This window comes from Nocardia albiluteola (assembly GCF_018860155.1).
Lineage (GTDB): Bacteria > Actinomycetota > Actinomycetes > Mycobacteriales > Mycobacteriaceae > Nocardia > Nocardia albiluteola.
In genome coordinates this window covers 1,208,177-1,232,989 of record NZ_JAHKNI010000001.1, presented here as the reverse complement: position 1 = coordinate 1,232,989, position 24,813 = coordinate 1,208,177, and the positions used below count along the sequence as shown (strand labels likewise).

At 65.4% G+C, this 24,813-nt stretch carries 26 protein-coding genes; 13 read left to right on the top strand and 13 right to left on the bottom strand.

The genetic code is table 11. From position 1 onward, the window contains the following. Positions 1 to 64 precede the first annotated feature (64 nt). Positions 65 to 1,198, bottom strand: coding sequence for an XdhC family protein (locus tag KO481_RS05740; protein WP_215915791.1), 1,134 nt, complete (start codon positions 1,196 to 1,198; stop codon positions 65 to 67). Between the two features lie 64 nt (positions 1,199 to 1,262). Between KO481_RS05740 and KO481_RS05735 the strand changes: the two genes are divergently transcribed. Next, the gene (locus tag KO481_RS05735; RefSeq protein WP_215915790.1) at positions 1,263 to 2,219 is read left to right on the top strand and encodes a LysR family transcriptional regulator; all 957 of its coding nucleotides are present in this window, start codon (positions 1,263 to 1,265) and stop codon (positions 2,217 to 2,219) included. A 177-nt stretch (positions 2,220 to 2,396) separates the two neighbouring features. Here KO481_RS05735 and KO481_RS05730 read toward each other — a convergent pair whose 3' ends face one another. The 5 genes from KO481_RS05730 to KO481_RS05710 all read right to left on the bottom strand — a co-directional run bounded on the left by KO481_RS05730 (position 2,397) and on the right by KO481_RS05710 (position 6,143). Continuing rightward, positions 2,397 to 3,164, bottom strand: a complete 768-nt coding sequence (locus KO481_RS05730; protein ID WP_215915789.1) for an isocitrate lyase/PEP mutase family protein — start codon at positions 3,162 to 3,164, stop codon at positions 2,397 to 2,399. Beyond that, a complete protein-coding gene (locus KO481_RS05725) occupies positions 3,161 to 3,847 on the bottom strand; it encodes a cytochrome P450 family protein (RefSeq protein WP_215915788.1) in 687 nt (228 codons plus the stop codon). Before KO481_RS05725 ends, KO481_RS05730 begins: the two co-directional genes overlap by 4 nt. A gap of 346 nt (positions 3,848 to 4,193) precedes the next feature. Beyond that, positions 4,194 to 5,168 carry an amidohydrolase family protein gene (locus KO481_RS05720; protein ID WP_215915787.1) on the bottom strand — a complete coding sequence of 325 codons (975 nt, stop codon included), beginning with the start codon at positions 5,166 to 5,168 and terminating at the stop codon, positions 4,194 to 4,196. Between the two features lie 229 nt (positions 5,169 to 5,397). Then, positions 5,398 to 5,655 (bottom strand): alcohol dehydrogenase catalytic domain-containing protein, encoded by a 258-nt coding sequence (locus tag KO481_RS05715; protein WP_245400513.1) that lies wholly within the window; start codon positions 5,653 to 5,655, stop codon positions 5,398 to 5,400. Between the two features lie 5 nt (positions 5,656 to 5,660). Continuing rightward, positions 5,661 to 6,143: a luciferase domain-containing protein gene (locus tag KO481_RS05710; RefSeq protein ID WP_215915785.1), complete on the bottom strand. Its 483-nt coding sequence runs from the start codon at positions 6,141 to 6,143 to the stop codon at positions 5,661 to 5,663. A gap of 70 nt (positions 6,144 to 6,213) precedes the next feature. Here KO481_RS05710 and KO481_RS05705 point away from each other — a divergent pair, with 70 nt between their 5' ends. Further along, on the top strand, positions 6,214 to 6,624 hold the full coding sequence (locus tag KO481_RS05705; protein WP_215915784.1) for a winged helix-turn-helix transcriptional regulator: 411 nt from the start codon (positions 6,214 to 6,216) through the stop codon (positions 6,622 to 6,624). 148 nt (positions 6,625 to 6,772) lie between these two features. Here KO481_RS05705 and KO481_RS05700 read toward each other — a convergent pair whose 3' ends face one another. Next, on the bottom strand, positions 6,773 to 7,501 hold the full coding sequence (locus tag KO481_RS05700) for an IclR family transcriptional regulator (protein WP_308166340.1): 729 nt from the start codon (positions 7,499 to 7,501) through the stop codon (positions 6,773 to 6,775). Between the two features lie 5 nt (positions 7,502 to 7,506). Then, the gene (locus KO481_RS05695; RefSeq protein ID WP_308166339.1) at positions 7,507 to 8,940 is read right to left on the bottom strand and encodes an APC family permease; all 1,434 of its coding nucleotides are present in this window, start codon (positions 8,938 to 8,940) and stop codon (positions 7,507 to 7,509) included. Positions 8,941 to 9,232: 292 nt separating this feature from the next. On the opposite strand from KO481_RS05695, the gene KO481_RS05690 reads away from it, so the two are divergent. The 3 genes from KO481_RS05690 to KO481_RS05680 are packed head-to-tail and all read left to right on the top strand — an operon-like array spanning position 9,233 to position 13,075. After that, positions 9,233 to 10,642, top strand: a complete 1,410-nt coding sequence (locus KO481_RS05690; protein ID WP_215915781.1) for an ethanolamine ammonia-lyase subunit EutB — start codon at positions 9,233 to 9,235, stop codon at positions 10,640 to 10,642. Then, complete coding sequence (eutC, locus tag KO481_RS05685; RefSeq protein WP_215915780.1) at positions 10,639 to 11,541, top strand: ethanolamine ammonia-lyase subunit EutC; 903 nt, start codon at positions 10,639 to 10,641, stop codon at positions 11,539 to 11,541. The genes KO481_RS05690 and eutC overlap by 4 nt, the downstream gene beginning before the upstream one ends. Positions 11,542 to 11,557: 16 nt before the next feature. Further along, positions 11,558 to 13,075 carry an APC family permease gene (locus KO481_RS05680; protein ID WP_215915779.1) on the top strand — a complete coding sequence of 506 codons (1,518 nt, stop codon included), beginning with the start codon at positions 11,558 to 11,560 and terminating at the stop codon, positions 13,073 to 13,075. Positions 13,076 to 13,227: 152 nt separating this feature from the next. Here KO481_RS05680 and KO481_RS05675 read toward each other — a convergent pair whose 3' ends face one another. Next, positions 13,228 to 14,115: a LysR family transcriptional regulator gene (locus KO481_RS05675; RefSeq protein WP_215915778.1), complete on the bottom strand. Its 888-nt coding sequence runs from the start codon at positions 14,113 to 14,115 to the stop codon at positions 13,228 to 13,230. 111 nt (positions 14,116 to 14,226) lie between these two features. Between KO481_RS05675 and KO481_RS05670 the strand changes: the two genes are divergently transcribed. The 8 genes from KO481_RS05670 (at position 14,227) to KO481_RS05635 (ending at position 22,353) form a co-directional block, all read left to right on the top strand. After that, the gene (locus KO481_RS05670) at positions 14,227 to 14,874 is read left to right on the top strand and encodes a mycothiol-dependent nitroreductase Rv2466c family protein (protein ID WP_308166338.1); all 648 of its coding nucleotides are present in this window, start codon (positions 14,227 to 14,229) and stop codon (positions 14,872 to 14,874) included. Between the two features lie 33 nt (positions 14,875 to 14,907). Continuing rightward, entirely contained in the window at positions 14,908 to 16,140 is a 1,233-nt protein-coding gene (locus KO481_RS05665; RefSeq protein WP_215915777.1) for an MFS transporter, read from the top strand. Next, entirely contained in the window at positions 16,140 to 16,838 is a 699-nt protein-coding gene (locus tag KO481_RS05660) for a dienelactone hydrolase family protein (RefSeq protein WP_215915776.1), read from the top strand. Before KO481_RS05665 ends, KO481_RS05660 begins: the two co-directional genes overlap by 1 nt. Positions 16,839 to 16,920: 82 nt before the next feature. Beyond that, positions 16,921 to 18,330: an MDR family MFS transporter gene (locus tag KO481_RS05655; RefSeq protein ID WP_215915775.1), complete on the top strand. Its 1,410-nt coding sequence runs from the start codon at positions 16,921 to 16,923 to the stop codon at positions 18,328 to 18,330. 31 nt (positions 18,331 to 18,361) lie between these two features. After that, on the top strand, positions 18,362 to 19,303 hold the full coding sequence (locus KO481_RS05650; RefSeq protein WP_215915774.1) for an EamA family transporter: 942 nt from the start codon (positions 18,362 to 18,364) through the stop codon (positions 19,301 to 19,303). A gap of 395 nt (positions 19,304 to 19,698) precedes the next feature. Beyond that, entirely contained in the window at positions 19,699 to 20,337 is a 639-nt protein-coding gene (locus KO481_RS05645; protein WP_215915773.1) for a hypothetical protein, read from the top strand. Beyond that, positions 20,330 to 22,015, top strand: coding sequence for a hypothetical protein (locus tag KO481_RS05640; RefSeq protein WP_215915772.1), 1,686 nt, complete (start codon positions 20,330 to 20,332; stop codon positions 22,013 to 22,015). The genes KO481_RS05645 and KO481_RS05640 overlap by 8 nt, the downstream gene beginning before the upstream one ends. Positions 22,016 to 22,149: 134 nt before the next feature. Then, on the top strand, positions 22,150 to 22,353 hold the full coding sequence (locus KO481_RS05635; RefSeq protein ID WP_215915771.1) for a hypothetical protein: 204 nt from the start codon (positions 22,150 to 22,152) through the stop codon (positions 22,351 to 22,353). Positions 22,354 to 22,543: 190 nt separating this feature from the next. On the opposite strand, the gene KO481_RS05630 is transcribed toward KO481_RS05635, so the two are convergent. The 4 genes from KO481_RS05630 to KO481_RS05615 are packed head-to-tail and all read right to left on the bottom strand — an operon-like array spanning position 22,544 to position 24,757. Continuing rightward, a complete protein-coding gene (locus KO481_RS05630) occupies positions 22,544 to 22,819 on the bottom strand; it encodes a hypothetical protein (protein WP_215915770.1) in 276 nt (91 codons plus the stop codon). After that, entirely contained in the window at positions 22,816 to 24,126 is a 1,311-nt protein-coding gene (locus tag KO481_RS05625) for a polymorphic toxin type 37 domain-containing protein (RefSeq protein WP_215915769.1), read from the bottom strand. Before KO481_RS05625 ends, KO481_RS05630 begins: the two co-directional genes overlap by 4 nt. After that, positions 24,123 to 24,425 carry a WXG100 family type VII secretion target gene (locus tag KO481_RS05620; RefSeq protein WP_215915768.1) on the bottom strand — a complete coding sequence of 101 codons (303 nt, stop codon included), beginning with the start codon at positions 24,423 to 24,425 and terminating at the stop codon, positions 24,123 to 24,125. The genes KO481_RS05625 and KO481_RS05620 overlap by 4 nt, the downstream gene beginning before the upstream one ends. Continuing rightward, positions 24,422 to 24,757 carry a WXG100 family type VII secretion target gene (locus tag KO481_RS05615; protein WP_215915767.1) on the bottom strand — a complete coding sequence of 112 codons (336 nt, stop codon included), beginning with the start codon at positions 24,755 to 24,757 and terminating at the stop codon, positions 24,422 to 24,424. The genes KO481_RS05620 and KO481_RS05615 overlap by 4 nt, the downstream gene beginning before the upstream one ends. Positions 24,758 to 24,813: the final 56 nt, after the last annotated feature.

Below are 24,813 nucleotides of genomic sequence, written 5' to 3'. Positions count from 1 at the left end.
CAATGGGAAGAAACTCAGCCTCTGTCCCGCTGATGCCGTCGTCAAGACCGAGTTAAGCAATCACTTAACTGGCCGTTTGCGCCTGGTGGTGGATGCGGCCGCCGGTCCGGGTCAGGGAGCGACCGTGCCCGCCCCAGCGGCGCGCGATGATCTCCGCCGCGATGGACACCGCCGTCTCTTCGGGTGTCCGGCCGCCCAGATCCAGCCCGATCGGGCTGGCGAGCCGGGCGAGTTGCTCGTCGGTGAGACCCGCCTGTCGCAGCCGGGCCAGCCGCTCGTCGTGTGTGCGGCGCGACCCCATGGCGCCGACATAGCCGATCTCCGGCGCGCGCAGGGCCACCTCGAGCAGTGGAACGTCGAACTTGGGATCGTGGGTCAGCACGCAGACGACGGTCTGCGAATCGATCGCGCCGGCCGCGATCTGCGCGGCCAGGTAGCGGTGCGGCCAGTCGACGACGACCTCGTCGGCGGTCGGAAACCGGGCGGAGGTGGCGAAGACCGGCCGCGCGTCGCACACCGTCACCCGGTACCCGAGGAAGGATCCCTGCTGCGCGAGGGCGGCTGCGAAATCGATCGCCCCGAACACCAGCATCCGTGGCTGCCGGGCATAGCCGGCGACGAAAACCGCCATGCCCTCACCGCGGCGCTGCCCGTCCGGCCCGTAGGACAGCACCTCGCTACGGCCTGCCGCGAGCAGCCCGCGTGCGTCATCGATCACCGCATCGTCGGCCCGCTCCGACCCGAGGGTGCCGTGCGCGGTGCCCGGCCGGATCAGCAGCCGGCGCCCTATCCGAGCGGCGTCGGGGTGCTCGATGACGGTCGCGATCGCGACCGGCCGGTCAGCAGCGATCTCTGCGGCGACCTCGCCGAGTTCCGGAAACGTTTCCCGCGAGATCGCCTCGACGAAGATGTCGATGATGCCACCGCAGGTGAGACCGACGGCGAATGCATCGTCGTCGGAGATGCCGAACCGCTCCAGCACCGGACGACCGGTCCGGATGACGTCGGTGGCGAGTTCGTAGACCGCGCCCTCGACGCAGCCACCGGAGACCGAACCACCAACCGTCCCATCCGAGGCGACGACCATGGCCGCGCCGGGCGGTCGCGGCGCCGAACGGAAGGTCCGCACGACCGTCGCGACCCCAGCCGTGCCCCCGGCGTTCCAGGTTGTCATCAGATCCGTGAGCACGTCCTGCATGGTGCGTCCTCCAGGCGCGATGCGGCTGTAGGCACTGCGTCCACCTCCAAACTAGACTCGGATTGTGACGCCCGCCCAGCTTCGGGCCTACTCGACGGTGGTGCGGCTCGGCTCCGTCCATGCGGCGGCCAGAGAGCTGGGGATATCCGACGCCGGTGTCTCGACGCACATCGCGCAGCTGCGTAAAGAGCTCGACGACCCGCTGTTCACTCGCACGGCGGCCGGTCTGGCCTTCACGCCCGGTGGGCTGCGCCTGGCCAGCCGGGCGATCGAGATTCTCGGACTCCAGCGCCAGACCGCCATCGAGGTGAGCGAGGCGGCGCACGGTCGGCGGCTGCTGCGCATCGCGGCATCGAGCGCGTTCGCCGAACATGCCGCGCCCGGCCTCATCGACCTGTTCGCGGCGCGGGCGAAGGATCTGTCGGTGGAGCTGAGTGTGCATCCCACCAGTCAATTCCGGAGCCTGATCGAGACCCGTGCGGTGGATATCGCGTTGGGGCCCGGGCAGGACGGCGCCGACACGACCATCACCGCACGGCCGTTCCTGAAGTATCAGATCATTTCGGTCGCGCGCCCCGACAGCCCGCTGGCCGACATCGCACCGCATCCCGCGCTGCTGCGGGAACAGCAGTGGATGCTGGGCCCCAGTGCCGGCAGTGTCGACGGGCACATCGCGACGATGCTGCGCGAGTTGGCCATTCCCGAGTCGCACCAACGGATCTTCCAGAGCGATGCGGCCGCCCTCGAAGAGGTCCGCCGTGTCGGGGGCATCACCCTGACGATCGGCTTCGCCGTCTCGTCCGACCTCGCGACAAATCGGCTGAGCCACATCAAGGGACCCGGCCTTCAGGTATCCGATGAGTGGTGCGCAACGACCCTACCGCCCGACACCCGCCCGCCCGCGGTATCGGAACTGCTGCGGTTCATCATTACCCCACGATGCATCCAGGCGATGATCCGCGGGTCCGGCGTGGGCGTCGCCCGGTTCCGCCCGAAAGTGCATGTGACGCTGTGGAGTTGACCACGGACTACGTCCATCGTGGCGCCACCGAGGTGGACGGTGACCGTGAAACCCGAGACAGCCGAGCAGACGTCACACATCACCGATCCGGCCGAGCATGGTCGACGCAGCGAGATACACTGCGCCACAGAACAGTTGAGGAGGCCGTCCGGCGAGGTCTTGACCACCGACGATCGGTCAGTTCTGGATGTGCAGGTCTTGGATTTCCGCATAGCTGGGGATGCCTGTGGGTAGGGCGCTGTTGTGGCGCACCGTCAGTGCGGTTTCGACTGCGGCGCCGATGGCGGCGCGGAACAGAAGCGACCCGGTGCTGACGCGTCGGACACCGAGTTCGCCGAGCCCGTCGACGGTGTGGCCGCCCGGTTGGTAGAGCAGATTGATCGGCACCGGCACCGAGGCCACCAGCGACGCGATGGTGGGCTCATCGAGTGCGCCGGGAACGAAGACGCCGTCTGCTCCTGCCTCGGCGTATCGTCGGGCGCGGGAGATGGTGGCGGGTGTGTCGATGTCGAGCCAGTATGTGTCGACGCGGGCGTTGAGGAACAGCTGGGGCGCAGCGGATTTCACCGCCGCGATCAAGTCGGCTTGATCGTCGGGGTCGGCGAGGCTGGTGCCCGCGCGACTGTCCTCGAGGTTGATCCCGGCGACACCGGCATGGGCCAGTTCCCTGGCGAGGGTCACGGGGTCGTCGAATCCGGCCTCGATGTCGATGGTCACCGGTACCGGCAGCGTGGCGAGCCGCCGCGCCAAGGCGAGTGTCTGGTCGCGGGTCGATCCGACACCGTCGACCAGTCCGGCGATCGCGGCGACACCGAGGCTGGTGGTACCGATGGCGGGGAATCCCGCGGCGACGAGGGCGGCGGCCGAAGCGCAGTCCCACGCGTTCGGCAGAACGAGCGGATGCGGCATGTGATGGAGGCGACGGAAGGTCTCTTGGACGGTCATCGGCGGCCCGTCACGATTCCGGTCGCGATGGCGATGGCGTGGTCGCGGCCGGGGCACTCGTGTGGTCCCGCGCCGAAGCCGAGACCGGTGCCGGCCAGATCGACCTCGACGAGTTCGCCTCGGTATATCCGGCGAGTCCGACGCACCGGCGGGTCCACGCGCAACGTCTCGGCGACCGCTTCCTCCGGGCTGCTGGACGGTCTGCGTTCAAGGGCAGCTGTAACCAAAGCGTCGGTTGCCTGACAGGCTTGGACCAGCAGTCCGATGCGAGCGGCGGTGCGCTCGTCAGCGACGCCGCCACAGGCGGCGACCAACCCTGCGACGGCGCGGTCGGCGTTCGGTCCGGCCGGGTTGTGCGGCTGATACGCGGCCGCCACCTCAGCGACCAACTCCAGGTCGATGCTGGAGAACCCGAGCGCTTCGGCGAGGACCCGTACCGCCAGCAACCGGTGTGGTTGGTCCGCCAGCTCTGACGCGCGCTGCCGCAGCACCGTAGGCGATACGGTGTCCAGCTCGGCGACGGCTCGAGCGCGTCGTCGCGCGTGATCGACGCCATCGCTGAATCTGGCGACGTGCGCGCGCAGCCATCGCATTCCGACACCCGCTGGTTCACGGTCGACCGAGGGCACTGGGCACTCGGTCAACACCTCGCGGGCTTCACCTGGTTGCGTGATCACGTGCATGCCATGGACGGTATCCTCGCAACAGTTCGGTGCCCGCCGAACCGTTGTCGCGACAATGGAGGACATGTCCGATCTCCCGCGACGGCAACCCCACATCGTTGGGCATTGCCATCGCCCACTACGGGCGGATCTTCAAAACCATCCACATCCTGGGATAGTTGCTGATCAGTCGCAGCAACCGCATTCGTGTCTGTGATTGCTGACGGTTTGCCTGGCGCCTTGGGGCGCAACAGGTGTCGCCGTTCCAGGATTGACGCGTTCTCTCGTTGCAATGATGGCGGCTAGCGCTGCCGCCATCGGGTTCCGTGCGTCGCGGTACCGCTGGAATGCCTGACCTCGGGCTTACTCATTGCGCCCCGCTTCGACCCGTCGCACCTCGGTTGTCGATGCCGAGCAGTGTCGGTGCGTTGCCGTCGAGGATTAGTTTGGTGGCGGCAGGATCGATGGATGGGTCGTTGATGTAGTCGATCGCGCGCAGGAAAATGTCGCCGGCTTCGTAGGGGAAGTCGGTACCTAACAGGAGGCGATCAGCGCCCAGCGATTCGATAGCGGCGCGCAGGGCGGGGACGTGACCGTGTCCGACAGTGTCGTACCACATGCGGCGAGCGGTGACACTGGGCAGCTCGGGGGTTTGTGGCGCTTCCCATCGATATTGGTTGTCGATTCGTTGCAGCAGCATCGGCAGCGCGCCGCCCAGGTGAGAGTTGATGATCTTGATGTTCGGGTAGCGGGTCGGGATGCCATTGGTGATCAGTTGGATCACCGAGATCGTGTCCTCGACCGGGGCGCCGACCATCCAGGTCATGTGGTGGTCTGCGATCAGCGGTGTGCAGGCACTGTTGCCCGCAGGGTGCAGATACAACACGGTGCCGCGGCGGTCGAGTTCGTCGAAGATCGGCGCGAACTGCTCCTCCACGAGGGCGCGGTTGAGGATGGTGGTGTTGAGCACGACGCCGATCATGCCCAATTCATCGAGCGCTCGGCCCATTTCGGTGATCGACTCCTCGATGTGGGGCATCGGGAGGGCAGCGAAGGCGCGAAAGCGATCCGGGTGGTCGGCCACCATCGCGGCGTATTGATCGTTGACGAATCGCGCGGTCGATACGGCCTTGTCGCGTTCAGTGAAGTGCGGCAGCAACGGAGCGGCCGACAGGATCTGCATGTCCACTCCCGCACGGTCCATCAGTCTCAGCCGGGCGTCCATCTCACTGCCGCCGCCGGCGCCTTGGCCCCGTTGCGCGTCGGTGTCGGTTCTACCGAACTCGACCAGCAGGTCGAGGTAGTCGTCGGTCCAGTAGTGCGCGTGTACATCGATCCTCATCTGTTGCAGCCTTTCGTGGTTGTTCTGTTCGACGAGTACGACTTTGCGCCCGGGGTTTTGGAGGGCACTTGGAACCGACTTGCAGCCCCGTCGCGAGCCGCGCCCTACCATCGACCGGGACATGGAGTCGGTCCGGGTTTTGGGCTCCTTCGCGGCCGAGGCCGGCGGAGCCTGAGGGATGTCGGGCTGCCGTCGATCTGCTCACGCACGCTCGGGCTGGCGGAAGTCCTCAGTTCATGTGGCCCACCGATACCGACTCCATTCCAGCGCCCACAGCAGCGACCTCACCGGCGTAGTCCTTGCCGAGCACCACGGGGAACTCGTACTCGTAAACCCCCTGCAGCGCACCGCCGAGTACACCCGGGTCGAAGCCGTTGACCGATGCGGCCTGCACCCGCACCAGCACCTCGCCCGGACGCGGCTCGGGAATCGGCAGCTCGGTGAGTTCCGGAGCGGCGCCGAACTTTTCGAAAGCGATGGCCTGCATGATTGTCACTGCTCCTCGATGGGCGTGGTGGCCTGCTCATAGGAGGCCTGGAGTACGGCGACGGCGACGGCGAGCTCGTCCGCATCGCGCGGGGCGTAGAGCATCACGATGGAGTCCGGCCATTCGGGGCGACGGGTGATCGGATGCGGCTCGGCCCAGCCGGCCTCGATCAATGGCGCGACCAGGGCCCGCGGCACCGTCAGATGCATGAATCCGGCCCGGTGAATGTGCCCGAATTCGTCCCGGCTGGGAAACAGGAACGCTTCCCAGGGGCCTGTCGGATGTTGCATCCGCAGCGCCAGCGACGACGGCTCGGAAACCTGGCTCGGTCCGGTGAACACGCCGGGCAGCGCATCGGCGGCCGCGACCAGCGCGGCGCGGATCTCCGGCGGGGAGAACTGGTCCAGCTGATCGTGCGGAATCTCGCGACCAGTCGTGGTCGGGCGGGCGCCGGCCCGCCGGGGCAGTGTAACTGTATCGATAGTCATCTCACACACAACACTTTCCGTATGTTGCGCACATATTGTGCGTAGCACAAGCCTGTTTCAGAATGGCGAGATGGCACAAGAAGGCACTTCGAATATCGCAACGAACACCGCTGTGCGCGAACCGATTACGCCGATCGATCACCGGTGTCAACTGCGTGAGGTGTTGGACCGGGTGGGCGACAAGTGGAGCATGCTGGTGCTGGACCTGCTCGCCGGCGGCCCGAAGCGCTACTCCGAACTGCAGCGCGCCATCGACGGCATCTCCCAGCGCATGCTGACCCTCACCCTGCGCAGCCTCGAACGCGACGGACTGGTACGCCGCACCGTCACGCCGACCTCACCGCCGCGCGTCGACTATGCCTTGACCTCGGTGGGAGCCACCCTCTCCGACCGGGTTCGGACGCTCATCGAATGGTCGGAGCAGCATCGCGACTACGTGGCCGAGTCGCGGCTCCGGTACGACGACGCCGCCGCCGACTGAAGGCCACTGCCGACCGATCCGGCGCGGTCGATCCGACAGTTGGTGCCGCAGGCCACGGGATGGTGGGGGTGGCCGAGCGAATTTACACCACTGGTGAGATAGGCCCCACTACACCGGATCGAGCTCCCAGCTGTCCGATCGTTGTCGGTCAGTAGAGCAGGGGCCCGAGTAAGGCTGCGTAATTGCGGGCGGGCTTGCTGTGGGATTCGAGGGTGTCGAGCCGGTTGCTGGGGCCGGTGAGGCACAGTGCGCCGGTGATGGTTCCGGATTCGTTGTGGACTGGATACGCCAAGCATGTCAACCCCGGTACCAGTTCGTCGGCAGCGCGGGCGTACCCGCTGCCGCGGATGGTTTCGATGTCTGCCGAGAGGCTGCCGTGGTCGACAAGCGTGCGTGTGGTGAGCCTGGCCGGAGCGGGTATCAGCAGCCGCCATTGGGTCCGTGAAGACAGCAGGAGTTTTCCGGCGGCGGAGGCGTGCAGGTGTTTGGAGAGTTGACGTTCGACCGTTACCGGATGATCGGGGTCCTGGTCGATCACCCGGACGGTGCTGTGACCGAAATGCATCAGGGTTACGGCGAATCGGGTCGAGTCGCGGAATTCGGCGAGGCAGCGGCGGGCGGCGGTCGGTACGGTGGGGGTGTTCAGGGCTTCGGCGAGTCCGCGCAACCGCATGCCCAAACCGAATCCGCGCAGGTCGGCGGTGCGGATCAGGAATTCCTCGGCAACCAGGGAATTGAGCAGCCGATAAACAGTGGCGGGCGCCATGTCCAGGCGCTGCGCGATCTCCTTCGCGGTGATTCCGACGCCGTATTCGGCCACGATCTCCAGAATGGCGATCGTGTTGGTAACGGAGTTGCTGCGCCGGGCATCCTTCACGATGGCTACCGGAACATGGCCGTCTGGAGCAGCTGTTCGCATTGTGGCTCGTCGAAGATGCCGACGCGGCGCAGCCGGTCCGGCGCGAATCGGTGCAGGCCGGCGGTGAAGACGATCGCCGCCAGCATGATGGTGAGATATGTTGCGACGACCACCTGGTTGCCCGCTTGGCGCGAGAATGCGGCGGCAACGACCACCAGCACCATCATTGCCGCGCCGGATACCCCGAGCACCAGCAATGGTCTGCTCGGTTCATCGATGCGGCGCAGCAGCATCGGGCCGGCCAGGCAAGCGGCCAGATAGGAGCCCAGGTAGCCGAACGAGCTGAGGGTCAGGAACAGCCGGATGCCGTCCTGCGGCGACATCGCCGACCACAGCACCGCGATCGCGCATCCGGCGACCACGGCTGTCGTCCCTAGGATGGCGGGAACGGGAGTATGGAACCGGGGATGCGTGTGACCTGTCGCACGCGGGGCGATTCCCTCGCGGCCCATCGTGAACAGGATCCTGACCAGGGCGTTGAGCGAGGCCACGGTGCATGCGAAAAACGATGCGGCGACGCCGAGGTCGAGGATGGTGGCCAGGATTGGTGAATCGTCGCGCAGCAGCAGATCCGACAGCGGTGTGGCGCTGGCGGCTGCGGGGGCGATGACCAGCGCGATGGCCTCGGCGCCGACCGCGATCAGATAGATCACGCCCGCTGCCAGCGGTGTCCACAGCAGTGTCCTGGGGACAGAGCGGAACGGGCGGAACGACTCCGCCGACAGCGTTGTCGCACTCTCGAAGCCGACGAACGCGCTGATCGCTACCACGGCGCCGGCCGCGTAATCGCCGATGCCGCCCCGCCAGGCGACAGCCTGCCGCATATCGGCGGTGTGTCGTGTGTTGGTGAGCAGGTAAACCAGCAGCGCCAGGATCGCCACCGCCGAAACGCATTCCACGAGCAGGGTGACAACCGCGGACAGTCGGATGCCGCGCACCATCAGCACCAGTGCGACAGCCGCGGCAAGGGCGGCGATGACCGTCAACGTAGCGGTGGTGGCGCCGGTCGCGGCGCTGGTGATCGATTCGACGTTGCCGAGGTAGCTAGCCACAGCGAGCAGTCCTGCCACGCTGACGCTGGCATAGCCGACGATCGCCGACCAGCCGACCGGGATCGCTGCGACCGGGCCCAGGCCCTTGGCCACATAGGTGTACAGCCCGCCGGTGATGGCGAGCCGTTGTGCCATCGGGCGGATGACCAGGGCGATGCACCAGGTCAGCACCGCGGCCGCGAGGAAGGCGAACACGCTCGCGCCGCCCCCGATGGTGGCGATGACGAACGGCGGGGTGACCGCGGCGGTCCCGGACGGTGCGATGGCGGCCACCGACTGCGCGAACACCGGCACGAAGGTCAGGGTGCGGCGGCGCAGCCCGCTGATCGATGATCGGTCGACCACCAGTGGTGGTGTCGATGTGGGTACGTTCAACGGGGACAGCCGTTCTGTTTTCACCGTGGGCCGTTCGCCCGCGAAAGAGTCCTAGTGTGCTGGCCCCCTATTTCGTTTTCGTTACTCACGGTTACCGGAGTCTTTCCGGGGGTGAGAAATATTCGTTCGATAATTCTCGGCGCCGGTCATCGCGGAGCCCACATTGCCGTAACAGCACCTCATTAGCGTTTCGGCCCAGCGGAATTCATGACGGACCGCACATCTCGGTGCCGTCACGGGTGCGAGAGAGAAAGGGTTCACGGTGAGCTTTCGGCAAGTAATCGGTGGACGGACATACAGTTTCGACGGCCTCGCCCAGTTGCTGGCAAAGGCCACTCCGGGGCGTTCCGGGGACGAATTGGCCGGGTGCGCAGCTGAATCGGATGCCGAACGAGTCGCTGCACAATGGCGGCTCGCCGAGGTACCGCTGGTCGATTTCCTGAACGAGCCGGTGGTGCCGTACGAGAGCGACGAGGTGACCCGGCTCATCGTCGACACCCACGACCTTGCCGCCTTCGCGCCGGTGAGCGGGCTGACCGTCGGGGCGTTCCGTGACTGGTTACTCACTGAAGTCACTGCGGGCACAGCGGAATTCACAATTCCGGCGATCGCGCCCGGGATCACTCCGGAGATGGCCGCAGCGGTGTCGAAGCTGATGCGGAACCAGGATCTCATCACCGTCGCCGGGTCGTTCGCCCCGCAGGCGGCATTCCGCACAACTATCGGCATGCCGGGCAGGCTCGCGACTCGACTGCAGCCCAACCATCCCACCGACGACCCACGTGGTATCGCCGCCGGTATCCTCGACGGACTGCTGCTGGGCTGCGGTGACGCGGTGATCGGCATCAATCCGGCCACCGACGCCCCCGACACCGTCGCGCAGCTGTTGCACCTGCTCGACGACATCCGGCTGCGGTACGACATCCCGATGCAGTCCTGTGTGCTGACTCACGTGACGACCACCCTCGATCTGATCGAGCGTGGCGTACCGGTGGATCTGGTGTTCCAGTCCATCGCGGGTACCGAGGCTGCCAATAGCGGGTTCGGTGTCACCCTCGAACTGCTGCGAGAGGCCAACGAGGCGGCGCAGCAGTGCAACCGCGGCACCGTCGGCCGCAACGTCATGTACTTCGAGACCGGGCAGGGGGCCGCGCTGTCGGCCGACGCCCACCGCGGCACCGGTGGCCGGCCGATCGACCAGCAGACCCTGGAGGCGCGCGCTTACGGTGTCGCCCGCGCCTTCGACCCGTTGCTGGTCAACACCGTCGTCGGCTTCATCGGCCCGGAATATCTCTACGACGGCAAGCAAATCACCCGGGCAGGACTGGAGGACAACTTCTGCGGCAAGCTGCTCGGCCTGCCCATGGGTGTGGATGTCTGCTATACCAATCACGCCGAGGCCGACGCCGATGACGCGGACCTGCTGGCGACCGCGCTGGCGGTGGCCGGGACGGCCTTCGTCATCACCGTGCCAGGGTCCGACGACACCATGCTCGGCTACCAGAGCCTGTCCTTCCATGACGCGCTGTACCTGCGCCGGACCTGTGGGCTGCGACCAGCGCCGGAATTCGAGGCATGGCTGCACCAACTCGGGATGGCCGACGAATTGGGGCGTGTCCTTCCGAAAGGTCCGGCCGCATCGCCGCTACGTGCGCTGGCAGGTACCCGATGAGCACCGCGTTCACGCCCGATACCGGTGCTGCACCGCTCGCCGAGCCCGCTGGCACCAGCACCGTCCCGCCCACCGGAACTTCTGCCGGCCTCGGCAGTACCAGCGAGGTTCCGCCTATCTCGGGTGCGGCGGCCGATGATCTTTGGCGGCCGCTGCGGGCCCACACCCGGGCCCGGATAGGGCTGCGTCGTGCCGGTGACACTCTGGCCACTACAGAAGTGCTGGCGCTGCGCGCATCGCATGCGCTGGCTCGCGATGCGGTGCGTACCGCACTGGACACCGACGCACTGCGCGCGACGCTGGCCGGGCTCGGCCTGAGCAGCCCGGTGCACGTGCGCAGCGCCGCCGGGGACCGCGACCGGTACCTGCGCCGGCCCGATCTGGGCCGAACACCGGCCGATCTCACGCAGCTGGCCCCCGCCGGCGCCGACCTCGCGCTGGTCGTGTGCGACGGGCTCTCGGCCACCGCGGTCCACGATCACGCCGCTGGGTTGTGTGCCGCGCTCGTCCGGGAGTTCATGCCGGATTACAGCTTCGCGCCGCCGGTGCTCGCCACCCAGGCCCGGGTCGCGCTGGGTGACCACATCGGCCAGGCGCTCGGTGTGCGGGTGGTGCTGGTGGTGATCGGGGAGCGGCCCGGGCTGTCGGTCGCCGACAGTCTCGGCATCTACCTCACCTACCAGCCGCGTCCCGGTCGGGTCGACTCCGAGCGCAACTGCATCTCCAACATCCATCCGCCCGATGGCCTCGGCTACACCGGTGGCGCCGTCATCGCCCGCGATTTGGTCGACCAGATGATCCGGACCGGCCGCTCCGGCGTCTCGATCAAGGCTCGGGCCGCACCGACCCTGCCGCCAGGTCAGTCACTCCGCATCACTCACACACCGGAAAACAGCTAGCAGAGAGAGCAATTCGATGACACAGCAAATCACCCGCGAGGCCGCCGCGCCGCCGCCCGGGCCGGAATCCGATGGCGTGCACCGGCTCAAACCCAACGCCATCGGACTACTCGGGGTGGTGTTCATGGCCATCGCCACCGCCGCGCCGATCACCGCCATGACCGGCAACGTGCCGTTCATGATTTCCGCCGGCACCGGCAAGGGCACGCCCGCAGCGTTCCTGATCGCCATGGCGGTGTTGGCGGTGTTCTCGGTGGGCTTCACCACCATGGGCAAGCACATCACTGCCACCGGCGCATTCTACGGCTTCATCTCCCACGGTCTAGGCCGAACTGTCGGCCTGGCGTCGGGCCTGCTGGCGACCTTCGCATACATGGTGTTCGAGCCGTCGCTGGTCGGCATCTTCGCCAGCTTCGGGACCAATACCGTACTGGCTCAGTTCAATACGCACGTGCCGTGGTGGGTGTTCGCGATCGCGATGCTGGCGATCAACGCGATCGGAACCTGGTTCGGTGTCGCGGTGGCCGAGAAGCTGCTGGTGCTACTGCTGTTCACCGAGATCACGGTGCTGGCGGTGATGGCATCTGCCGTCGCCGCCCATGGCGGTGGCCCGCACGGCTTCTCGTTGTCGCCGCTGAACCCGGTCGCAGCGTTCACCGGGCCATCGGCGGGGCTGGGCCTGTTCTTCGCGTTCTGGTCCTGGGTCGGGTTCGAGTCGACCGCCATGTACGGAGAAGAGTCCAAGAATCCCAAGAAGATCATTCCCAAAGCGACCATGATCGCTGTGCTCGGCGTCGGCGTGTTCTATGTGCTGGTGTCCTGGATGGCCATGTCCGGCAACGGACTCGACGAATCGGTCGCCCTGGCCGGCTCGGATAACCCGATGAATGTGTTCTTCCACCCGACCACCACGTACGTTGGCCACTGGGCGGTCACCGCGATGCAGTGGCTGATGATGACCGGTTCGCTGGCCTGCGGTATGGCCTTCCACAACTGCGCCGCCCGCTACCTCTACGCCCTTGGCCGCGAAGGCGTGCTGCCCGCCCTGCAGCGCACCATCGGCCGCACCCACCCCAAGCACGGCTCGCCGCATATCGCCGGCCTGGTCCAGACCATCGTCGCCGCGCTAGTGGTGTTGGCCTTCGGCCTGGCTGGTAAGGACCCCTACTCGGGCACCTACACCCTGCTGGCCATCCTGGGCACCATGGCCATCCTCATTGTGCAGGCACTGTGCTCGTTCGCGGTGCTGGCCTACTTCCGCACCAACCACCCGGAGACCCGGCACTGGTTCAAAACACTGGTCGCGCCGCTGCTGGGTGGTCTGGCAATGCTGGGCGTAGTCGTGCTGCTGGTGATGAACATGGGCACCGCCGCCGGGACCGAATCCGGCTCGCTGGTGCTGCGCGCCACCCCCTGGCTGGTGGCCCTGGTCGCCGGGGCCGGCATTGGTTACGCGCTGTACCTGAAGAAGCGTGACCCGGCCCGCTACGCCTTGCTCGGACGGACCGTTCTCGAAGAATCGCACGAGCGGTAACACACCAACCGGCCACTCGAAAACCACAGGCCAGACCCGTTCCTATGTTCACGGTGCCCCCGCGGGGGCACTGTGAACATAGGGATCGGTCGGCTGACCCAGGGCACGTTCAATGCATCGGGATTCCGCGGGGTACCGAAGATTGGTCAGGCTCAGTGACTTTCGGATGATGCTCGGATACCGAGGATTTCGAGGAAGGCGGTTGCAGCAGGGGTGCGGCCTTCGCGGCTCCAGACGATGTATTCGACGCGGGTGGGTGCGTCGGTTACCTCGACGGTGGTCAGGCCGGTCAGTTGCGGCACGTACGCCGAGGCGAGCATGGCGATGGCGAGGCGTTGTTCGACCAGTCGGTTGATGAGATAGGCGGTGGTGACTTCGAAGGCGACATCGCGTGTGAGGCCCGCTGCGGCGAAGGCCTGATCGGCCTGGGCGCGGCCGGCTGTGCCCTCGGGCAGATCCACGAAAACTTCGGAGGACAGTCGGGACAGATCGACGGCCGATTCCGCCGCGAGCGGGTGGTCGGGGGCGACCACGGCGACCAGGCGGTCATGCGCGAGGACACGGGCCCCGACGCCCTGGGGTTGCGTGGTGGTTGGCAGCCCCAGAAAGGCGATATCGAGGGCACCGTTCTTGACCTTGTCGACGAGGCCCTCGCTCGCGCCGGCGCACAGGCCGATGCGTACGTGTGGGTAGCGTGAACGGAATTCGGACAGGACCGTCGGCACATCCACCGCGGCGACGGTGGGGATGAGGCCCACTGCCAGGCGTCCGCGGATCTCGCCGACGGCAGCCGCGACCTCCGAAGCGGCACGATCGGCAGCGGCGAGGCACTGACGTGCCGCGGGAAGAAAGGCCGCGCCCGCGGGTGTCACACGCACACGGCGGCTGGTGCGTTCAAAAAGCTTGGCACCCAATTCCTTTTCCAGGCGGGCGATCTGGTGGCTGAGTGCGGATTGGACGACCAGGCAGCGCTCGGCCGCACGGGTGAAGCTGTTGGTCTCGGCGACCGCGATCACATAGCGCATCTGCTGCAACTCCATGGATCAATCGTGAATCACGATTGATGGATTGACAAACATGTGTTGGACTCATGGATCGCATGGGCTGAGACTTCAATGGTCACCGGTTCACCAGACCAAAGGATCTCCTCAGTGCACGAGACTTCGCAGATTCAGTCCACCACCGCCGTCGACCTCTGGTTCGACCCGCGATGCCCGTGGGCCTGGATCGCTACCCGGTGGCTGCTCGAGGTCGAACAGGTACGGCCCGTCGAGACGCGCTTCCACGTGATGAGCCTGTCCGTTCTCAACGACGGTCGCGAACTGCCGGAGAAGTATCGGCAGGGCCAGATCGACGGCTGGGGTTGCGTCCGCGTCTGTATCGCGGCCGAACAACAGCACGGACCGGAGGTACTACGTCCGCTCTACCTGGCCATGGGTACTCGAATTCACCACGAGAAGGCCGGCCTGGGCCGCGACATGATCCTCGCCTCCCTCGCCGAATGCGATCTACCGGCCGAACTCGCCGACGCCGCGGACAGCACCGGCTACGACGAAGCCTTGCGCGCCAGCCACTACGCCGGCATGAATCCGGTCGGCGATGCCGTCGGCACACCCGTCATCCACGTCCCGACCGCCGAGGGCGCACCGATTGCCTTCTTCGGCCCGGTCATCTCTCCCGCGCCGCGCGGCGCGGCGGCCGGTCGGTTGTGGGACGGCGTCTTCGCCATGGCATCCACCGATGGCTTCTTCGAACTGAAGCGGGCCCGCGATCGGGACCCGCAATTCGACGCAGCCTGACCGGTCAACCCCAGAAAGTAAGCAGGGAAAGCTATGTCCGCATACGAGCAGCATCCGCTCTCGCCGTTCCGTTCCTGGCTGGGCGTCGCCGTCATCACCGCCAGCCTGTTCACCTTCGTCACCACGGAGCTGATGCCCGTCGGGCTGCTCACCCCGCTGAGCTCCAGCCTGCACGTGGCCACGGGTACGGCCGGGCTCATTGTCACACTCTTCGGCATCTCCGCCGGCCTGGGCGTGCCGTTTCTCGTCGCATGGACCCGGCGCATGAATCGCCGTGCGCTGCTACCGATCCTGCTGGCCGTGCTGGCGATCGGCAACCTCGTCATCGCCGTCGCACCGAGTTTCGCGCTGGTCCTGATCACCCGACTGATCATGGGTTTCGCGCACGGCATGTTCTGGGCCATCGCCGTGAGCATGGCCATGCGGCTCGTGCCGGGGCAATACGCGAACCGAGCTGCCGCGATCGCATTGTCGGGCATCTCCATCGGCACGGTCGTCGGGATTCCGCTGGGTACCTTCATCGGCGGCTTGACCAGCTGGCGCACCACATTCCTGATCTGGAGCGCATTGGCCGCCGTCATCCTGGTCCTGGTTCTCGCGACGATTCCGTCACTGCCGTCGGAGAACGCGGTCTCGGCCCGGGAGGTCTTCGCACTCCCCGTCCAGAACCCCGCGCTGCGCATTGTGATGCTCACGGTTGTTCTCTACGTACTCGGGCATTTCGGTGCATACACCTTCATCCGCCCCTTCCTGGAAAAGACCGATTCGGCATCAACCGCCTTCATCACGGTATTGCTGGTCGTCTACGGAATCGGCGGCGCGGCAGGCAACTTCATCGCCGGGCACACCGTGAACAAGAACCCGAGAGCCAGCTTCAAGGTCGCCTGCGGCGGACTGATGGTCTCGCTACTCCTGCTACTCACCATCGGTCATTCGCACGCTGGAGCCCTGGTGGCCATGGCGCTGTGGGGTGTCTCGTTCGGTGCGGCGAACCTGTGCCAGATCAACCTGACGCTCGCGGCCGCTCCCGACACCTTCGAGGCCGCCATGTCGATCAACACCCTCGGCTACAACCTGTCCATCGCTCTGGGCGCCCTCATCGGCGGCCTCTTTGCCGACAACCTCGGCGTGCGCAGCACGCTGTGGTTCGGGGTCGCGCTCACCGCGGCGTCCCTGGCACTCGCGATGGCCATGGTGCGTGCGACCCGCAATACAAGTGATCTCGAACGCTCGTCGGGCCGAGCCGACGTGACAGTGGAGGCCTGATGACTACCGCGACATTTCGCCAGAACACGACCTTTCCCACGCCGAACGGTCAGGGCCACGGCTACCTGGCCGTACCGGAGAGTGGACGAGGGCCCGGAGTGCTCGTAATCCAGGAATGGTGGGGACTCACCGATCAGATCGCCGGTGTGGTCGACCGACTGGCCGCTGAAGGATTCGTCACGTTGGCACCGGATCTGTTCGGCGGCAGGGTGACTCACAACGCCGCCGACGGAGCGAAGTGGATGCGCGAACTCCCGATCGAACGCGGTGTCGCACAACTTTCCAGCGCTGTCGACTACTTGCTCTCCCACGATACCGTGACCAGCGAAGCCCTCGGCGCAGTCGGCTTCTGCATGGGCGGCGGCTTCGTCGTCGCCTTGGCCGCCGCGGTCGGTGACAAGATCGCCGCAGCCGTTCCCTACTACGGCGCGAACACCGGCGACAATGCCGACTTCTCCAGTTTGCGAGCAGCCATTCAAGGGCATTTCGGCGCGTACGACACGGCGGTGACACCCGAGCACGCTCGACACATGGTCACCAGCGTGCGCGACCACAGTGACGCGGCAGTGGAATTGCACTTCTACCCCGCCGGCCATGCCTTCGCCAACGAGGAAAACCACTCAGGCAACTACGACAAGACCCAAGCCGACCTTGCCTGGGAGCGCACCCTCGAATTCCTGCGTGAATCGCTCCACTGAGCGCACCATCTCGCGCGCGTGAACGCACAGTCACTCGATGGCTCGACGGACGAAAGCGCGCCGACGAAAGGATTTGCCGAGCATGGCAACAGAATTGAAGCCGTCGATCGGGCTGCTCTCGGAGCGCGGACCGATCCTGGCCGCCATCATGCTGGCGAACTCCCTGGTGGCCTTGGATTCCACCATCATTGCCACGGCGGTATTGACCATCACCAAGGATTTGGGCGGATTCACGCAGTTTCCTTGGCTTTTCAGTATCTACCTACTGGCACAGGCGGTCACCGTGCCGATCTACGGCAGCCTCGCCGACTCGCTGGGCCGTAAGCCGATCATGCTCTTCGGCATCGCCGTTTTCGCGCTGGGATCCCTGCTGTGTGGGATAGCGACCAATATGGCCGAACTCATTGCCTTCCGCGCAATCCAGGGAATCGGCGCCGGAGCCGTCGGCCCCATGTCCATGACCATTGCCGGTGACATCTACACCTTGCGCGAACGCGCCAGGGTGCAAGGCTATCTCGCGGGAGTGTGGGCCCTCGCCTCGGTGCTCGGCCCGCTACTGGGCGGAATATTCTCCCAGTACGTCAGCTGGCGATGGATCTTCTTGATCAACCTTCCGCTGGCGGGGATCGCCGCATGGATGATCCTGCGCCAGTTCACCGAACGCGCACCCCGCAATACCCGACGCATCGACTATCTCGGCGCCGGTCTGCTCACCGCCGGAGCCGGCGCACTGATTCTCGCCCTGCTCGAAGGCGGGCAAGCCTGGACATGGAACTCGCCCACCAGCATTACGCTCTTCGCCGCGGGAGCGATCGCGCTGGTCGTCTTCGGCAGATGCGAGCAGTGGGCCACGAATCCGATTCTGCCGCCATGGATCTTCACTCGCCGCATCATCCTCGCCAGCAGTCTGGTGTCCCTGCTGGTCGGCGCGGTGCTGCTCGGGCTCACCACCTATGTCGCGACCTTCGCCCAAGGTGTGCTCGGCAAAGGCGCACTCATCGCCGGTTTCACCGCGTCGACGCTGACGCTCGGCTGGCCGATGGCCGCATCACAAGCCGGAAAGATCTACCTGCGCATAGGTTTCCGCGCGACGGCCCTCATCGGTAGCTCGCTGGCCGCGCTCGGCGCGGCCTCGCTGATCCTGGCGAACAGCGGGTCGGCACTGCCCCAGCTCGCGGTGAGTTGTTTCGTCGTCGGCCTGGGCTTGGGCATGATCGCCACTCCCACCCTCATCGCCGCTCAAACCAGCACCGAGTGGACCGAACGTGGCGTGGTGACCTCCACGAACATGTTCGCCCGCAATATCGGAAGTGCCGTGGGCGTGGCGGTTTTCGGCGCCATCGTGAATGCCCGCACCGAGCACAGCGCGCATCCTGCTCCCAACGCGCTGGCCTCGGCGGTGCACTGGGTGTTCATCGTTACGGCGATCATGGCGCTGATCATGGTGCTCGCGTCGGCGATGATGCCCCCGAAGACCCAGCCGATCAGCTGATCGCGTTGAGATTATCAATGAGGAGCTACCGATGATCGCGACACGTGCTGGAGCCGCCGGACTTGCCGGGACGCTCGTCCTCACCGGGCTCGCGCCGCTGGTCTGGGGGTCGACCTACGCCGTCACCAGTACGTTCCTGCCGCCGGAGCGGCCCATGTTCAGCGCACTCATGCGGGTGCTGCCCGCAGGCCTGCTGTTGCTGGCCGTCACCCGGAAACTGCCACAGGCGCAATGGATTCCGCGGATATTCGCGCTGGGGTCGCTGAATATCGGAATCGTTACGGCGCTGTTGTTCGTCGCCGCCTACCGGCTGCCGGGTGGGGTGGCGGCGGTATTGAGCGCATCCGCGCCGCTGTTCGCGGTGGGTTTCGCGGTGCTTGCCGGGTTCGAACGGCTCACCGGTCGGAAGGTACTGGCCGCAGTGATCGGCCTGGCCGGAGTCGGACTCGTAGTCCTGAAGGCCACAGCATGTCTCGACACCCTCGGGGTACTCGCCGGGCTGGGAGCGGCCGTATCAAGGGCCGGCGGCACTGTGATGACCAAGCAGTGGGGTCGCCCGGACGGGGTCGGTCCGCTGGCCATGACGGGCTGGCAGCTCACCGCGAGCGGATTGCTGCTGCTGCCGGTGGCCGCGATCGTGGAAGGTGCACCGCCCGCGCTGGATGCCCCCGCTATCGGCGGGTACCTCTACCTCGGGCTGATCGGCACCGCCGTCGCGTACGCGCTCTGGTTCCGCGGCATCGCCAAGACCAACGCCACCTCGGTAACTTTCCTCGGCCTGCTGAGCCCGCTGTCGGCGACCGTCATCGGCTGGGCCGCGCTCGGCCAGTCCCTGTCTCCGCTACAGGTCCTGGGGACGGCGATCGCGCTGGGCGGCACCCTGCTCGGCCAGAGCGGAACCGCTTCCCGCGCAACGGAATCCGCATCCGAGCCCGCGACTGGCGCACCTGGGCCCGGTTCCGCGGCGTCGTGAGGGGCCCGGTACCCGATGGTGGGCCGAGTCTGGTTGGGGTAGAGCAGGTTCTGGATCTGGGGGTCGTGGTGGCTAAATAGCAGACTCTCTGCTCTCACCAGTTCGACATTCGGGGTGCTTGCTCGCCGGCGCCGATGTAGACGCGGGTCACCATCTCGGCGACGCAGACGGGCCGCCCGGGTCACCTCGCCCAGTCGGTCACACTCAACTCCCGGCCAACCTATTGCCGAACCTCGTTCTAGTCGCCGCCCATCGACATCCACTGCGATGCAGTCGATCTGGTCGCCGCTGGCCACAGTGGCCGGTAATCTACTTGGGTTGCTCATATGAAGTTGGCTGGAGGGGCTGTGTCGTCGAGCGCACGGGATCGGGACCAGCTACCGGAGGCAAGGGAGTTGGCCGACCGCAGCTCACGCTTGTTCGAGCTCCTGTCCAAGAGTCAGGCGCTGCGCACCATCAAAGTTCAGGACATAGCGAATTATTTCGGCGATGGGCACGTGCTGTGGATTGCAGATTTGCCGGCAGCTGCCCCCGCAGGGTTGCCCACCTGGCAGTCCCCGGCGATCGGTGCGGTACGGCGTCACGTCCTGACGATTCCAGTGAGCCTGGAAGTCGACACCAGCTACGGTGCCCTGTCGGCGCGGACGGACAACTCCGCGACCGGCTACGCCCCCGAATTGCAAGAGTTCGTCGAAGCCACGCGGATGGCCGCTCCGACCGAACTGCTGAAGGCAGAGCGGTCCGGCCGGGAGGACAACATAGAGCCGTTCGACCGTGACGAGCCGACCTGGGTTTCCGAGACCCAAGGCTTCCAAGCATTTCTGGACGGACGGCGCTCCAGTCTGCCGCGGCCCCGACTGAAGATCATCGACCGTTGTCTGAATGAAGGCACACAACCGGAGGCGATCATGCACTACTTCGGCCGCATGGACCACGAGCTCGACGGACTCGGTCTCATCATCATCCGCAGCATCGCCCACGATCGGTCGCGGGCTGCAACCGAGTCCGGTGAGAAAGGTAACCACCGTGAGTAGGCCTGCCCGACCGACCCCGTTGACGGCGCGGCGACCTAGCCGTCCCACCCCACGACCGGCGCTTAAGCGCGAATCCGAGGACCCCTACCAAACTTTCGTCCGCTTCGATTCCGACAGATCATCGATGGACTTCATTGTCCGCGAGTTCGAGGAGTGGGTGCGGGGCAAGGGGTGGCGGCAGACCGTCACCGAACCCGGTGTGCGGGAACAGAACGAGTACCGCCTGAGCGTGGCTCGGCAGTCACTGCCCACAGATGAACTCATCCGGTTCCGCTGGTCCGAGACCCGAGCGGACAACATTTGGCGGACCGAACTCGCTGCCCACACCAGCAAATCAGGTGATGGCTGGTTCCTGCTGCAGGTCCGTAACGAACGCGGCTGGTTTGTCGACGCCCCACGGATCGCCCGTGAACTCGTCGAAGGCTTGACCATCAAGCCCAGCGAGTCGCTTCAACTGGCCCGCACCGCACAACAGGTGCCGTACTTGGGCGTCGCCGAACTCGTCGCGCGCGTGCAGGCGCCCGAACGCCACGGCCTGATATTCGTCGCCGGAACCAATGACCAACTGCCTTTCGACATGTTCCTGGAGAAAGCCAGGAAGTGGTCGAAGGAGCTCACCGCGCAAGCCGAATTCGCGGTGCTCGATCCGGTCGCCACCACAGAGTTCCGGTCCCTCGCCGGTGAGCGGCATGCGGTGGCGCCGGGCACAATCCGTAACTTCCTGCCGGGCACCGACTTCGAAGACCCGGACGATGCCCTGCGGCATCGTTATCTTGCAACCGCCACTCTTACCAAACTTCATGACCGTGCACTGCAGCAGTTGCTCGGGCGGATCGCCCGCCGGCACGCCGCGACCCACAAACTACCCAAAGACCTGATTGCGGACCTGCGCACTCTGGACCGGCTCGAGAACAAATACGTCCTCGAGGGCGGTAGCATCGCCACGGCCTACGACACTCCCGCAGTGCCGGCCCTCGCGAATCCGGTCATCGAGCCGGTCCCACCCTTACTTCCGACTACACCGCCTGCACCGGCAGCGGCACAGACCACAGCGCCAGTCCCGACCGCAGAGCCCGCAACTGGTGTTGATACACCGACCGGTAACGACACGGCAACAACGCTGCCCAAGCCAACCACGGACTCGGTCCCTGCCGCTATGTCGGCGGCAACGCTCAGCGATCCCGAGCTCGCGCTGGTTCGGGAAGTCCTCGGACTCACCGCAATCACCCGAGACGCGCTGCAGGCGATCAAGATTCGTGCCGACGCGGACCACAACGCAGCTACCCTGCTACGCGCCGACCGGCTGGTCGAGGAGAAACAAGAAGAGATCAACCATCTAGAGGACCTGCTCAGCGAACGCAACGACGGCATCGAGCAGTTGGAATACCAGCTGGGCCTGGAGAGCGAGGACGTCAGAGACTCACCGACACCACCCACTCGCAACAGCTGGAAATCTCCGTTCTGCGACGGCAACTCGCCGAGGCCGGTGCCTACAGCGTCGTCGTTCCGGCACCCGAGCGAACCGAATACCCTGGCTCCTACCTCCAATTACTGGACCAGCTGGAGCAACTCACGCCGGACGGCATCGTTTTTACGGGTGACCAGGACATCTGTGGCGATCTCGACCGTCACGACGCACACGGCACGACTGCCAACGTCGCCTGGGAAGTCGTCCTGACTCTCCGCGACTATCTCCGAGCCCGCACCGACAACCTGTCCTACAGAAGCGTCCACGCGTATCTGAGCGACCCGCCACCCGGCTACCGCACTGTTTCGTTAGGAAAATTCGCCGCCGCTGAATCCCCGAAGACGATGCAGCAGTGGAGCCACGAACGCATCTTCCCCGTGCCCAGCTGCGTCTCACCGTCCGGACACATCACCATGCAGGCCCACTTCCGCCTCGGACGCGGCAGCCAGATCAGTCCCCGCCTCTACTACCTGGACAACTGGTCCACAGACCGCAAGATCTACATCGGCTACATCGGCCCCCACCTCACCAACACCAAAACCAGCTGATGCGCTCGAAGCCAATTCGGTCAGCGCCCGGTTATTTTCGTGACCAATGGGTACGAGATCCAAAATCGCTTGTCAGTGCAGGTCCCATCCTTATAGTGCCCCGCCTGGTACACCTAGAGGTTGCATCCATTGCGCTAAAGGCCAGGGCACAGGTCCCATACCCGCTTGGGTCGCACGTCACTACAGTCGGTCAGCTACCAGCGAACCAAGATGAAAAATTTCCGGTATCCAGAGGGCGCAGCTGCTCACGATCAACCCCGTATCGCCTGAAGAGCGCAAACAGGTCGGCAAAATTTTCGTCGTCGACTGCCGCAGGGTCTACCTCCATGTAAAGCGTATTACCACGCCCGACATAGGATTTGACGCAGGGGATCTTGTCCAACCACCCGAAGAATGCGGCTTCATCGTTGTATGAGTAGTAGAGAACCTCGCGAGCTTCCAGCGTCGTCCCGCCGACTGGGTTCATCGTGTCGCTCCTCCCGGGTAAACATTCGTGTAACCACCAGATTTCTGCTGCACATCCCAGTGGGGACCGCCGTGCGCCAAGGCTCCTGGGCCCGTGGGAACCCAGACGTTGCCATCCGCGTCTTCCCATCCCATTCCGCGCCCATTTGATGCGGGCACCCAACGATCACCGCCCCTTGGCGGATTGAATCCCTCCGCTTTACCAGGCCTACCAGGAGCCTTCGCACCGGAAGGGTCATACGCATTCGTTGGTGGTTTTGTTGACGCCGGGCTGATCATTGCGCCATCTGCACCGATTATCACCTGCATAGCGATGATCATGCCGAGGTTCGTGATAGCCCGATCGAGGTCGATGTCAGGTAGGGCATGGAAGGCATCGACGACACCGACCGCGCCGGCAGCCATAGCCGCGATGCCGATGATCCTCGGCATCTGACTGGCCTGAAAGGCGGTCTGGAGCGTGTTGGCAGTTTCGAGCACCTCGGCGTCGACCGCAACCTCCGCAACGGCTGCGGACCCGCCCAGACTGAACAAAGCCAGCGCTCCACCGATAACCGCAGCGACGCCGATGGAGAGCTCGAGCGCATTGATTGAGCTGGTGGTCTGATTGCCGAGAGCGACGGTGGCGTCGTGGTAATCCTTCACCGGCGCGGCCATCTTCTGCGCGGCGGTTGTCACGGTGTCGGCACCGGTCTTCAGCGTCGCGAAGTGACCCTGAATGAGTTGCAGATTGGTGGCATCGTCCATCCCATCAAACTTGGCCGAGATCTGCGCGATCTGGCTCGCTGCTCCGGTGAGAGTGGCATGTCCAGCGAACGTACTCCAGGCCGACTGCGCTTTGTCCAGCTTGTCCTTGTCTCCGTTCGGCAGCTTCCCGAATGCGGAGAGCACCTTTGCGACCAACTGGTCGAAGAATGCCTTCACTCCACCGTGGTCGTCGAACCCGATCCCATTGCCGCCAACCGACGATGGGTAACTGACCTTGTATTCGCTGACCTGGTCCACGTTCGGCCTAGACGGGGCCGGATTACTCTTGTTGGCTCCGCCATAGTTGTAGCCCATCGCATACAACACAGCACCGTAGTTGGTGAGCGCGTTTGCCAGGCTGGCGGAGGTCTGCAGCGTCTGCTGCGCGGCCGTGTCGTACGCCTTACCCCACTCGGCGCAGCCCGGGGCGTCGCCAGCCATGCCGACGCAATCGCTCCTGACTGCATCATGAACCGGCCTATCGGCCTTGCGTAGCTCGTCGGCGAGGTTTTGACAGGCTTTAGCGGCGTCGTAATAGGTTTGCCAGTCGACTCGCATCATCGACCAGAATTCAGCATGCGCCGATTGTTGTCTCGTGCACCGGTATAGCGCTCATGCATCTTCCTCGTCGCATCACCGGCCTCGGCGATTCCATCCGTGAACTCGCGAGCCTCGGCCGACCACTGAGCCTGTGCCGCGGTGTAGGCGCTGGCTGCGGCCGACTCCCAACTGCCGTTGGACAGGGTCTTCACCTTGCGGTCCAGCTCGTCCAGGTGCTCACGCAGGAATCCGGATAGGCCGGTGAGCCGGGAAACGATCCGATCCAACTGCTCGAGGTCGACGGTGAACTCGGAACTCACGGCAGATCCAGACTGGAGATGTTCGACGCGCTGGCCGCATCGATGTTCCGGTAGTTAGCCGCGGTTACGCCCAGCTTCTCGGCCAAGCTGGTCAGGGATTGCATAAGTTTGGTTCCGCCATCGCGGGTTTCACCCCACCCGGCGGAGAACTCGTCGGCCGCGTCGCCGATCCAGCCACTCGCCAGCAGGCTGTCCACTTCACGTGCAGCCGAATCCAATGCCTGCTTCATGGTGTCGGCGATGTTGTAGACGTACTGCCCAATCGCCTGCACATCATCCGGAACGACCGATACATTCGGGCCGGGCCCTGACGGTCCCCCGCTACCGCTCATGCACCGACCATAACGGCGGACCTGTCACGACGTCCAGCGCGCCCAAGGAAACGATG